The sequence below is a fragment of the Pseudomonas sp. sp1636 genome, assembly GCF_030376615.1.
Classification (GTDB): domain Bacteria; phylum Pseudomonadota; class Gammaproteobacteria; order Pseudomonadales; family Pseudomonadaceae; genus Aquipseudomonas.
Map to the genome: position 1 here is coordinate 23,834 of NZ_JARRAB010000013.1, position 12,385 is coordinate 36,218.

Here is a 12,385-nt window from a genome sequence, read left to right on the forward strand (position 1 = left end):
TCCTCAGATATCTTGCGGCAGGGGTTGTGGCAGAGCTTCGTCGTCTGTGCCATCAAGCCAGTCGATCTTGTCCATCTTGCGTACCACGACGAACTCGTCGCGGTTGCAACCGACCGTGCCGTAATAGTTGAAACCGTAGGCCTGCTGGGCATAGCCACCGATCATATGGGTAGGCTTGAGCAGCACGCGGGTCACCGAGTTGTGGTGGCCGCCGCGGGTCTTGGTCATCTCGCTGCCGGGCATGTTCATGATCCGTTCCTGGGCGTGGTACATCATCACCATGCCGTCCTTGACCCGTTGGCTAACTACCGCACGGGCGACCAGAGCGCCGTTGGCGTTGAAGCATTCGACCCAGTCGTTGTCCTCGATGCCGGCACGCTTGGCGTCGGTTTCCGAGAGCCAGATGATCGGCCCGCCACGGCTCAGGGTGAGCATGATCAGGTTGTCGCTGTAGGTGCTGTGGATGCCCCATTTCTGGTGCGGGGTGATCCAGTTGAGCACGATCTCGGTGTTGCCGTTTGACCGCTTGCCCTTCACGTTATCGATGGTGCGGGTGTTGACCGGCGGCCGGTAGCTCATCAACTGCTCGCCGAAGGCCTGCATCCAGGGGTGATCCTGGTAGAACTGCTGGCGGCCGGTGATGGTACGCCACGGAATGTACTCGTGCACGTTGGTGTAACCGGCGTTGTAGCTGACGTGCTCGTCTTCAAGTCCCGACCAGGTCGGGCTGGAGATGATCTTGCGTGGCTGTGCCTGGATGTCGCGGAAGCGAATTGCTTCGTGCTCTTTCGGCAGCGCCAGGTGGCTGTGATCCAGGCCGGTGAACTCCGACAGTGCCGCCCACGCCTTAAGCGCTACGTGACCGTTGGTTTCCGGGGCCAGGGTGAGGATCACCTCGCAGGCATCGATAGCCGACTCGATCTGCGGTCGGCCTTGGCTGACACCTTCGTCACGCACCTTGTGGTTGAGCTCGCCGAGGAACTCGACTTCATGCTGAGTGTTCCAGTCGATGCCCTTGCCGCCGTTACCCAGCTTGTCGAGCAACGGACCAAGGGAGGTGAACTTCTTGTAGACGTTCGGGTAGTCGCGCTCGACCACGGTCATGTTCGGGCAGTTCTTGCCCGGTACCGGCGCTTCACCCGCGGTTTTCCAGTCGATGCCGCCGAACGGCTGAGCCAGTTCGCCGACACTGTCGTGCTGCATCGGGATAGTGACCAGATCCTGCTCGACCCCCAGATTACCAACCGACATCTCGGAGAAGGCCTTGGCGATGCCCTTGTAGATTTCCCAATCGGAACGCGATTCCCAGGCCGGATCGATGGCCGCGGACAGCGGGTGGATAAAGGGGTGCATGTCCGAGGTGTTCATGTCGTCCTTCTCGTACCAGGTCGCCGTCGGCAACACGATGTCCGAGTAGACGCAGGTGGAAGACATGCGGAAGTCCAGGGTGGTGACCAGATCGAGCTTACCGATCGCGCCTTCGTCGACCCACTCGACATCATTAGGCTTGAAGCTGCCACATTTGCCGAGGTCATCGCTCATCAGCCCGTTCTTGGTGCCCAGCAGGTACTTGAGCATGTACTCGTGGCCCTTGCCCGAGCTGCCCAGCAGGTTGGAGCGCCAGATGAACATGTTGCGCGGGAAGTTCTCCGGGCTGTCCGGCTGTTCGCAGGAGAAACGCAGCGAGTCGTCCTGCAGCGACTTGAGCACGTAATCCACCGGCGCCATGCCGGCCGCCTTGGCATCCTTGGTGATTTGCAGCGGGTTGCGGTTCATCTGCGGAGCGCTTGGCAACCAGCCGGCGCGTTCGGCGCGGATGTTGTAGTCCAGTGCGTGCTCGGGGAACTGCGACTTGTCGGCCAGCGGCGAGAGCACTTCGTGCATGCTCATCTTCTCGTGGCGCCACTGCGAACTGTGGGCGTAGAAGAAGCTGGTGCCGTTCATCTGCCGCGGCGGACGGCTCCAGTCCAGACCGAAGGCCAGGGGCAACCAGCCGCACTGCGGACGCAGTTTTTCCTGACCGACATAGTGAGCCCAGCCGCCACCGGTCTGACCGACGCAACCGCACAACATCAGCATGTTGATCAGGCCGCGGTAGTTCATGTCCATGTGGTACCAGTGGTTCATCGCCGCACCGACGATGATCATGCTGCGACCCTTGGTCTTGTCGGCGTTGTCGGCAAATTCACGGGCGATCTGGATCGCCTTCTCGCGGCTAACGCCGGTGATCTGCTCCTGCCAAGCCGGAGTGCCCGGTACATTGGCGTCGTTGTAATCCTTGGCCACGTTGCCGCCGCCCAGACCGCGGTCGATGGCCAGATTGGCCGCCGACAGGTCGAACACGGTGGCGACCTTGGCTTGAGTGCCGTCGGCCAGGGTGATGCTGCGCACCGGTACGCGACGCAGCTGTACATCGTCACCCGCCACGTGCTGGAAGTGCTCGTGGGTCTGGCCGCCGAAATACGGGAAGGCCACTTCAGCCACTTCTTCGCCGAGCAGGCTCAGTTGCAGTTTGACCTCGCGACCGGTACCGCCTTCGCGGGCCTCGATGTTCCACTTGCCCTTCTCGCCCCAGCGATAGCCGATCGAACCCAGCGGCGACACCAGTTGATTGGTGTCGCTGTCCAGCGCGACGGTCTTCCACTCGGGGTTGTTTTCCTGATCCAGATTGGCGGCCAGGTCGGCGGCGCGCAGGAAACGATCCGGCTGATAGCTACCCTCGACATGATCCTTGAGCAGCACCAGCATCGGGAAGTCGGTGTAGCGACGCACGTAGTCGGTGAAGTAGGCGCTCGGCTTGTCGAGGTGGAACTCTTTGAAGATGACGTGGTTGAACGCCTGCGCCAGGGCCGCATCGGTGCCCTGCTTGGGGTTCAGCCAGAGGTCGGTGAGCTTGGCCACTTCGGAGTAGTCCGGAGTGATGGCCACGGTCTTGGTGCCCTTGTAGCGTACTTCGGTGAAGAAGTGGGCGTCCGGGGTGCGCGTCTGCGGCACGTTGGAGCCCCAGGCGATGATGTAGTTGGAGTTGTACCAGTCGGCCGACTCCGGCACGTCGGTCTGCTCGCCCCACACTTGCGGCGAAGCCGGCGGCAGGTCGCAATACCAGTCGTAGAAAGACAGACATACGCCACCGATCAGCGACAGGTAACGGGCGCCCGCGGCGTAGCTGACCATCGACATGGCCGGGATCGGCGAGAAGCCGACCACCCGATCCGGGCCGTGCTCTTTAACGGTGTAGACGTTGGCCGCGGCGATGATCTCGTTGACTTCGTTCCAGCTCGAGCGGATGAAGCCGCCCATGCCGCGCTTGCTCTTGTAGGACTCGGCCTTGACCGGATCCTCGACGATGCTCGCCCAGGCCTGTACCGGGGCCATAGTAGCCCGCGCTTCACGCCAGAGTTTCAACAGCGGCTTGCGAACTTTCGGGTACTTCAGGCGGTTGGCGCTGTAGATGTACCAGCTATAGCTCGCACCGCGCGGACAACCGCGTGGCTCGTGGTTGGGCAGGTCGTTACGGGTACGCGGGTAGTCGGTCTGCTGGGTTTCCCAGGTGATCAGGCCGTTTTTCACGTAGATCTTCCAGGAGCACGAACCGGTGCAGTTCACCCCGTGGGTGGAACGCACGATCTTGTCGTACTGCCAGCGCGAACGGTAGACGTTCTCCCAGTCGCGGGACTCTATACGGGTTTCGCCATGACCATCGGCGAACTCACCCTGTTTGCGGTTGAAAAAACGCAATTGGTCGAGTATGTGACTCATCTTTTTTTCCTCTCAGGCTTGTCGCGGAATCTGCGTCCCGCACACGCAATGACTCGATTCGTTGTTGGTTAGCAGGGGGTTTCCGCACCTTTGCGCGAGTACCACCACCAGGTCACCAGGATGCAGCTGACGTAGTAGCCGATGAACGCGTACAGGGCCATTTGCGGGCCGCCGGTGAGCGCCATCGAGGTACCAAAGGACTTGGGAATAAAGAACGCGCCGTAGGCCGCTACTGCCGAGCTGAAGCCCAGCACAGCCGCTGCTTCCTTGCCGGCACTCTTGATCGCCAGCTCCTTGACCGCCGCCGATTGACCCGCACTGCTGCGCTCGTGCAGCGTGCGGAAGATCACCGGAATCATGCGGAAGGTGGAGCCGTTGCCGATACCAGTGGTGATGAACAGCAACATGAACATGGCCATGAAACCGTAGAAGTTGCCCTCGGTGCCGACCACCGGAATGAAGGCCAGTACGCCGAACACCGCGGCGATCATCAGTACGAAGTTCCACAGGGTGACGCGCGCGCCACCCATCTTGTCTGCCAGCCAACCACCCAGCGGACGCACCAGGGCACCGACCAGCGGGCCAAGGAAGGCGAACTTGAGCGGATCGACGCCGGGGAACTGGGTCTTGATCAGCATCGGGAAGCCGGCCGCGAAGCCGATAAAGGAACCGAAGGTGGCCAAGTACAACCAGCACATCAACCAGTTGTGCTTACGACTGAAGATCACCGCCTGCTCGCTGAACGAGGCCTTGGCGCTGCTCAGGTCATTCATGCCGAACCAGGCCGCTACCGCCACCGCAAGGATAAACGGCACCCAGATAAAACCGGCATTCTGCAGCCACAGCTGACCGCCATCCGCCAGCTCCTGCGGGCTGCCGCCTGCCGCGCCGAACAGGCCCACGCCGATCACCAGCGGCACGCAGAACTGCATCACCGACACGCCGAGGTTACCCAGCCCGGCATTCAAGCCGAGTGCTGTGCCCTGCTGGGACTTGGGATAGAAGAAACTGATGTTGGCCATGCTCGAGGCGAAGTTGCCGCCGCCGAAGCCGCAGAGCAGGGCGATGATCACGAACACGCTGTAAGGGGTGCTCGCATCCTGCACGGCGAAGCCCATCCACAGCGCCGGGGCGAGCAAGGAGGCGGTGCTCAGCGCGGTCCATCTGCGGCCACCGAAGATCGGCACCATGAACGAGTAGAAAATGCGAAAGGTGGCACCGGACAAGCCCGGCAGCGCCGCCAACCAGAACAGCTGGTCGTTGCTGAAGGTGAAGCCGATGCTGTTCAGGCGCACGGTCACCGCGCTCCACACCATCCACACGGCAAAGGCCAGCAACAGGGCAGGAATCGATATCCACAGGTTGCGGGTGGCGATCTGCTTACCGATGCTGCCCCAGAAGTGCGGATCTTCCGGGCGCCAGTCGTGAATCACCGGCCCCTGGTTAGGCCGTCCGGACACGGACGGGTTTTTGGTTGCGGACATGCTCATTCTCCTTCAAGCGGCAGGAAAGCAGGAGCCTTGGCCTTTTCGGAAGCCAGGCCCATAACGGGAGTTTTGCGAACTTCGCTGAGGTACATCCAGATCAGGGAGACCCAGACCACCCCATACATCAGCATGAAACTGGAGGAGCGCACGCCGGTCAGGTCGACCAGGGCACCGAACATGATCGGCAGGATGAAGCCGCCGAGGCCGCCGGCCAGGCCGACGATGCCGGAGATGGCGCCCATGTTGTGCGGGTAATCATTGGCGATGTACTTGAATACCGAGGCCTTGCCAAAGGCGAAGGCGATGCCGACGATGAACAACAGCACGGTGAAGGACCATGCATTGAGGCCTATGCTGTAGCTCTGCGGGCCGTTGATGGTCTGGATAGTCAACTCGGTCTGCGGGTAGGACAGCAGGAACAGGCACACCCAGCTCACCCACATCACCCACCAGGTCACACTTTGCGCACCCCACTTGTCCGACATCCAGCCCCCCATGGCGCGTAGCACACCGCCTGGCAGGGAGAAGCAGGCAGCCAGCAGGGCGGCGCTCTGCAGGTTGAAGCCATATTCCTCGACGTAGTACTTGGTCATCCACAAGGCCAGGGCCACATAGCCGCCGAAGACAATCGAGTAGTACTGGCAGTAGCGCATCACCCTGGGGTCTTTCAGGGCTCGCAGCTGATCGGCCAGGGATACGTTGCTGCGTACCCGATGGGTTTTGTTCTCGTAGGTAAAGAACCAGAACAGCAGTGCGGTGATGAACATGATCGCCGAGTAGACCTTGGGCACCATCTGCCAGCTGGCGGCGGCGATGATCCCCGGCGCAACGAACTTGGTCAGCGCGGCGCCAGCATTACCGGCGCCGAAGATGCCCATGGCGAAGCCCTGGTTCTGTTTTTCGAACCATTTGGCGACATAGGCGATGCCGACCGAGAAAGAGCCGCCGGCCAGGCCGACGAACAGGCCAAGGGCGAGAAAATGCCAGTATTCGGTGGCCATGCTGATCATGTAGATCGGCAACACACAGACCAGCATCAACAGGAAGAACACGATGCGCCCGCCGAACCGATCGGTGAGCATGCCCAGCGGCAGACGCACCAAGGATCCGGTGAGTACCGGCGTGGCGGCCAACAAGCCGAACTGGGTGTCATTGAGTTGCAGCAACTCCTTGATCGGTACGCCGAGTACGGCGAACATCATCCAGATCATGAAACAGATAGTGAACGCCAGGGTACTCATCCCTAGCACCAACCCTTGTTGTGCTCTTAGACTTGCCATAGCGTGTTCCCCTAAGCCATCGAACTATGGACGGCACACTAGATAGGCAACCGGCCGACACACTTGACCTGGATCAATAAACCCAAGACCGCCTCACCCCGCACCACCCGCAACTACCACTTAAGAGGTAGCCCTGATTTAAATATAAAATCCATTTAAAAACAGTAAGTTACACATATATCCAAGCCCCGTTCACGAGACGGCAAGCAGTCTGAGTTCTTTAGAGGTAGTCAGTGCGATGTTGAGATGGATGCGCAGTTCACTGCCGGTCAGAGCCGGCATGGCGGTGACCCTGATCGCCATACTGGCGCTGGGCAGCTCGCTCAGCGCCGGACTGATCGCCTGGTTCAGCGAGGACGATGCAGGAGCGATCAATACCGCCGGCTCCCTACGTATGGCCACCTACCGGCTTAATTGGCAACTCGAGGCGGGCGCGCCTGCGGACGTCATCGCCACGCTGCGCGACGACCTGCAGGTACGCCTGAACAGCGATAGCCTGCAACACCGCATCAGCAGCAGCCCGGACGATCCGCTGCACAACACCTACCTGGAGCTCCACCGCCTGTGGCAGGAGCAGTTGCGTCCAGCCCTGGATCGCGGCGATAAGCTCGCCTTCCAGCAGCACACCGACAATTTCGCCACCCAGCTGGAGTATTTCGTCCTACTCCTGCAGAAGCAGAGCGAACGCCGCCAGGGCTGGCAGCAAAGCATCCAGGGTGCCGCCCTGTTGATCACCGTGATCATTCTGCTGGTGGGCATGTACGAACTGCAGCTCAACGTGATCACTCCCCTGCAAGAGCTGGTCGGCGTCGCCGAGCGCTTCCGCAGCGGCGATCATGGCGCACGGGTCGAGTTCCGCTCCGAAGACGAACTGGGCCAGATGGCCCTGAGCTTCAACGCCATGGCCGAGACTATCGAGGAATCGCATCGAACCCTGGAAAGCCGGGTAGCACAGAAGACCCAGACCCTGGCACAAACCAACGCCGCCCTGGAACTGCTCTACCAGAGCAGCCGCAGCATGGCCACACGCCAGGCCAACGCCGAACGCCTCGACGAATTGATCAGCCGCTTCCAACAACGTCTACCGGGCCTGCGCCTGACGCTATGCCTGCAGGACAACATCCAGGCGCCCGCCGAGCAACTGCTGGCACTGCACGGCAGCGAAAGCCGCGAGGTCTGCGCGCGCAGCGATTGCGCCACCTGCGAACACAAGATCAACCCCAGCCAGGCCACCTTCAGCATCAGCAACCAGGGTAATGACCTGGGCGAACTGAAAGCCTACTTCCGCGACGGACACAGGCCGCAACCCTGGGAAACCGCCCTCATCCAGGCCCTGGCCAACCAGGTCGGCACGGCGCTGTCGCTCAAGCGCCAGCGCGAACAGGAGCATCGCCTGCTGCTGCTGGACGAACGCACCATCATCGCCCGCGAGCTGCATGACTCGCTGGCCCAGGCGTTGTCCTACATGAAGCTACAAGTCAGCCGCCTGCAAACCCTGATCCGCCGCGGCGAAAAAGCAGAAACCCTGGAGACCGTCAGCGGCGAGCTACGCGACGGGCTGAACACCGCCTACCGGCAACTGCGCGAGCTGCTGACCACCTTCCGCCTGCAGATCCAGGACGGCGGCCTCGACCAGGAACTCAAAGACACGGTGCAGGAGTTTGCCAAACGTGGCGACTTCAGCATCGAGCTGCAGATCGACCGCCTGGCCTTCCAGCTCTCGGCCAGCGAGCAGATCCATCTGCTGCAGATCACCCGCGAGGCCCTGTCCAACTGTGCCCGCCACGCCCAGGCCAAGCACGCCTGGCTGCGCCTGCGGCAGATCGGCGAACAGGTCGAATTGTCGATCGAAGACGATGGCTGCGGCTTTACCTTGGGTTTCGATCCGCGCCAGCACCACGGCCTGACCATCATGCAGGAGCGTGCACGCAGCCTGCATGGCCAGCTCCACATCGAAACCCGCGCCCCCCAGGGCACCCGTATCCACTTACAGTTCCGCCCCGAGTTCCTCGGGCGTCATGAAGAAGGTAGCGCCGCATGAAGCCATCCATCGGCCCCAGCATTCCCCTCCGCCACAGCATCCTGCTTGTCGATGACCACCCGATGATGCGCCGCGGCATGCGCCAGCTGCTCGAACTGGAAGCAGACTTCGAGATCGTCGGCGAGGCCGGGCATGGCGAAGAGGCCCTGCAATTGGTCGGCCAGCTGCAGCCCGAGCTGATCCTGCTGGACAACAACATGCCGCAGATGAACGGCCTGCAAACCCTGCGTCGTCTGCGCGAGATGCACTACCACGGCAAGGTGTTGATCTTCACCGTCTCCGATTCCGAAGACGATATCCGCGATGCCATGCGCCTGGATGCCGATGGCTATCTGCTCAAGGACATGGAACCGGAGCTGCTGATCCAGGCGCTTCGCGACGCCCTGCAAGGCAGCCTGGTGGTCAGCCCCACCCTGACCCGGATCCTCGCCCAGGCGCTACGCTCGCCACACGCCAGCGCGCAGGTCGACCTGACCGAGCGCGAACGTCAGGTGCTGAAGACTATCGCCGCCGGCCACAGCAACAAGGTCATCGGCCACAAGCTCGGCATCACCGAGGGCACGGTCAAGGTTCATGTGAAAAACCTGCTGCACAAACTCGGCCTGCGCTCGCGCGTCGAAGCCGCGGTCTGGGCGATGGAGCACCTGCGCTAGCAGACCGCTGAAAAGGCCATGTACCGGTTAACTGTTGCCAACACGCGGTTAGGTGTGAGGGTCTATCCGTAGGAGCGTCTTCAGCCACGAAATTCGCGGATAAACCCTACAACCGCACGCCCCTCATGCGCCCCGTAACTGGGGTGTGGCCTTGAAAAACGCAGGTAGTTTTGCAACTGCCTGCTAAGGGTGCTTCGCGTTCACCGTCAATGGCAAATGACGCCCATTCACTGGTCGTAGAGAAAGGTATCGTCGAGCTGGTCGGCAGCGCTGACGGTGACCTGCAGGTCGTTGACCAGACCGTCGCTCAAGCCGTAGATCCAGCCATGCACCGCCAGCGGCTGCCCCCGCCTCCAAGCGTTCTGCACGATGGTGGTGTGACAGACATTGCGCACCTGGCGCTGTACGTTCAGCTCGCACAGCAGGTTAACCTGCGCCTCCGTCGCCAAACCCTGAAAACGCTCCCGATTCTGGTGATAGAGCGCCTTGAGCGCTCGCAGCCAGTTGTCGATCAGGCCCATCGCCTCATGCCCCAAGGCCGCGCGCACCCCGCCACAGCCATAGTGACCGCAGACGATCACCTGCTTGACCTGCAACACGTCGACCGCGTACTGCAGCACCGAGAGAAAATTCATGTCGGTGGCCACCACCATATTGGCCACGTTGCGGTGCACGAACAGCTCGCCCGGCATCAGGCCGACCACCTCATTGGCCGGCACCCGACTGTCCGAGCAACCGATCCAGAGAAACTCCGGGCGTTGCTGGGCGGCCAGGCGCGCGAAGAATTCCGGATCCCGGGCCCGAAGCGATTCGGCCCAGAAGCGGTTATTAGCCAACAGTTGCTCAATGTCCATCACACCTCCTGATCGGCCCATCGACGATGAGGGCGAGGCCGAGCATAAGCGTGGAACATGCTCGACAGAATTGTCGCAGATCAATACCCACTGCGCTCAACTGCCGCAGCCAATGCCTGAGCAAACTTGATGGCAATCAACAGCCGAAAACCGCCGGCCATTATCGTCAGCGCCAACCCCATCCCGCGGAGCAACCTGCATGAAAAGTCCAAGCCTCAGCCCCCTGGCCATCGCCCTGCTGTGCCTCAGCACGCCCCTGCTAGCCGCCGAGGATTTCAGCAACCTGCTAACCCAGGGCAAAGCCATTGTCGACGCCCGCTACCGCTACGAACACGTCGACCAGGACAACGCCCTGAACCACGCCAACGCCCAGACCCTGCGCACCCGCGTCGGCTTCCAGTCCGGCAAGTGGTACGGCCTCTCCGCCCTGATCGAGGCGGACAACGTCAGCCGCATCGGCGACGCCAGCTACAACAGCACGCGCAACGGCCAGACCGACTTTTCCGTAGTCGCCGACCCGGACGGCAGCGAAGTCAACCAGGCCCTGCTGCGCTATGACCACAGCCTGGGCAACGCCGTGGTCGGCCGTCAGCGCATCAACCTGGACAACCAGCGCTTCGTCGGTGGCGTCGGCTGGCGGCAGAACGAGCAGACCTATGACGGCGTGCTCGGCCAGCTCAAGCCGCTGGACGGTCTGACCCTGACCTACGCCTATATCGACAACATCAACAGCATCTTCGGCCCCGGCGACAATCGTTTCGATACCGCTGCCAACCCGGCCAATATCGAAGGCCACAGCCACCTGCTGAATGCCCAATATGTGCTCATGCCGGAGTTGACCGTCACCGCCTACCAGTACCGCTTGGGCCTGGACAACCTGCTGGCTGGCAACCAGTCGAGCCAGACCAGCGGCCTGCGCGCCAACGGCGCCATCGCCGGCGTCAGCTACGTCCTGGAATACGCGCAGCAAAAGGACTATGCCGACAACCCGCAGGATCTGGACAGCGACTACTACCTGGCGGAACTGGGTTACACGCTCAAAGGCGTGACGCTCAAAGGCGGCTACGAAGTGCTCGGCGGCGACTCGGGACCGGGCAATCGCGCCTTCCAGACCCCGCTGGCGACCAAGCACGCCTTCCAGGGCTGGGCCGACATCTTCCTGCTGACCCCGGCCAACGGGGTCAAGGACGCCTACTTCGGCGCCACCGCAGCGCTGTTCGGCGGCAATCTGGCGGCCTGGTACCACGACTTCCGCGCCGAGCAAGGCAGCAGCCAGTACGGCGAGGAAATCGATGTCTCCTACGCCCACCCGATTCCCGGCGTGAAAGGCCTGGTCGGCCTGATCAAGTACGCCGGCTACGATGCCGACGACTTCTCCGTGGACACCGACAAGCTGTGGCTGCAGGCGCAGTACAGCTATTGATTGACAGGCTCGGTGGTTTTTTACCGAGCGCACCCTGGGCGCGTCTTCCCCTGTGGGAGGGCGCCCTCCCCTGGAGAGACTCCATGCGCAAAAAAAACTGGTGCGGGCTGCTGCTCAGCCTGGTGCTCCTCAGCCCTTCGGTGTGGGCAGCCATCGGCACCGCTGAAGCGGTCAACCTGTCGGGCATGCAGCGCATGCTCAGCCAACGCATCGCCAAGAATTACCTGATGATCGGCGCCGAGGTTCGGCCTGAACAGGCCCGTCAGCAGCTCGATGAGAGCCTGGCACGTTTCGAAAGCAACCTCCTCGCCCTGGATGACTATGCCTCCAGCCCGCCCATCGAACAACAGCTGCAGCGCGTCGCCCTGCGCTGGCAGGAGTACCGCAACCTGATTATGCAGCACCCCGAACCCGACTCCGCAATGCAGGTGCTGAGCCTCAGCGACCAACTGCTCGCCGAAAGCGAGGCCTTGGTGACACAGATCGAACGCTCCAGCGGCGCTCGTACTGCACAACTGGTCAACCGCAGTGGACGCCAGCGCATGCTCAGCCAGCGCATCGCCAAGCTGTATCTGGCACTGAGCTGGAAGCTGCCGGACAAAGAGCTGCAGACCCAGTTTGAGCTGGCAGTGGACGAGTTCAATCAGGCCATGGAAGAGTTGCGCGCGGCCCCGGAAAACAATGCGGCGATCAACACGGCACTGGCCAAGGCCAGCGCCCAATGGGAATTCTCGCAACGCGGTTTTCACCTGTCCGAGGACGCCCGCTATGTGCCGACGCTGATCAGCGTAACCTGCGAGACGCTGCTCAAGCAGATGGACGGCCTGACTCGCGCCTACGCCGAGCTGCCCCTTTAGAGCGAGCTGCCCCTTTAGAGGTAGTGCCGAG

General features: G+C 61.8%; 7 protein-coding genes and 1 pseudogene. 4 read left to right on the forward strand and 4 right to left on the reverse strand.

Going from position 1 to position 12,385, the window contains the following annotated elements:
* Window positions 1-3: 3 nt before the first annotated feature.
* The 3 genes and pseudogenes from P8H27_RS13900 to P8H27_RS13910 all read right to left on the reverse strand — a co-directional run bounded on the left by P8H27_RS13900 (window position 4) and on the right by P8H27_RS13910 (window position 6,526).
* Window positions 4-3,759, reverse strand: a complete 3,756-nt coding sequence (locus P8H27_RS13900) for a nitrate reductase subunit alpha (protein ID WP_289638164.1) — start codon at window positions 3,757-3,759, stop codon at window positions 4-6.
* A 68-nt stretch (window positions 3,760-3,827) separates the two neighbouring features.
* Complete coding sequence (locus P8H27_RS13905; protein ID WP_289638165.1) at window positions 3,828-5,243, reverse strand: NarK family nitrate/nitrite MFS transporter; 1,416 nt, start codon at window positions 5,241-5,243, stop codon at window positions 3,828-3,830.
* A pseudogene (locus P8H27_RS13910) lies at window positions 5,203-6,526 on the reverse strand (nitrate/nitrite transporter). The gene P8H27_RS13905 and the pseudogene P8H27_RS13910 overlap by 41 nt, the downstream one beginning before the upstream one ends.
* Window positions 6,527-6,764: 238 nt before the next feature.
* On the opposite strand from P8H27_RS13910, the gene P8H27_RS13915 reads away from it, so the two are divergent.
* Together P8H27_RS13915 and narL are read left to right on the forward strand one after the other, a co-directional pair.
* On the forward strand, window positions 6,765-8,567 hold the full coding sequence (locus P8H27_RS13915) for an ATP-binding protein (protein WP_289638167.1): 1,803 nt from the start codon (window positions 6,765-6,767) through the stop codon (window positions 8,565-8,567).
* Window positions 8,564-9,220: a two-component system response regulator NarL gene (narL, locus tag P8H27_RS13920; protein ID WP_289638168.1), complete on the forward strand. Its 657-nt coding sequence runs from the start codon at window positions 8,564-8,566 to the stop codon at window positions 9,218-9,220. Before P8H27_RS13915 ends, narL begins: the two co-directional genes overlap by 4 nt.
* Before the next feature lie 227 nt (window positions 9,221-9,447).
* Here the strand turns inward: narL and can are convergent, their stop codons facing one another.
* Complete coding sequence (gene can / locus P8H27_RS13925; protein WP_289638169.1) at window positions 9,448-10,077, reverse strand: carbonate dehydratase; 630 nt, start codon at window positions 10,075-10,077, stop codon at window positions 9,448-9,450.
* Between the two features lie 196 nt (window positions 10,078-10,273).
* Here can and P8H27_RS13930 point away from each other — a divergent pair, with 196 nt between their 5' ends.
* Both P8H27_RS13930 and P8H27_RS13935 read left to right on the forward strand, forming a co-directional pair.
* Window positions 10,274-11,497, forward strand: coding sequence for an alginate export family protein (locus P8H27_RS13930; RefSeq protein ID WP_289638170.1), 1,224 nt, complete (start codon window positions 10,274-10,276; stop codon window positions 11,495-11,497).
* Between the two features lie 83 nt (window positions 11,498-11,580).
* Window positions 11,581-12,354 carry a type IV pili methyl-accepting chemotaxis transducer N-terminal domain-containing protein gene (locus P8H27_RS13935; protein WP_289638171.1) on the forward strand — a complete coding sequence of 258 codons (774 nt, stop codon included), beginning with the start codon at window positions 11,581-11,583 and terminating at the stop codon, window positions 12,352-12,354.
* The last annotated feature ends 31 nt before the right edge of the window (window positions 12,355-12,385 follow it).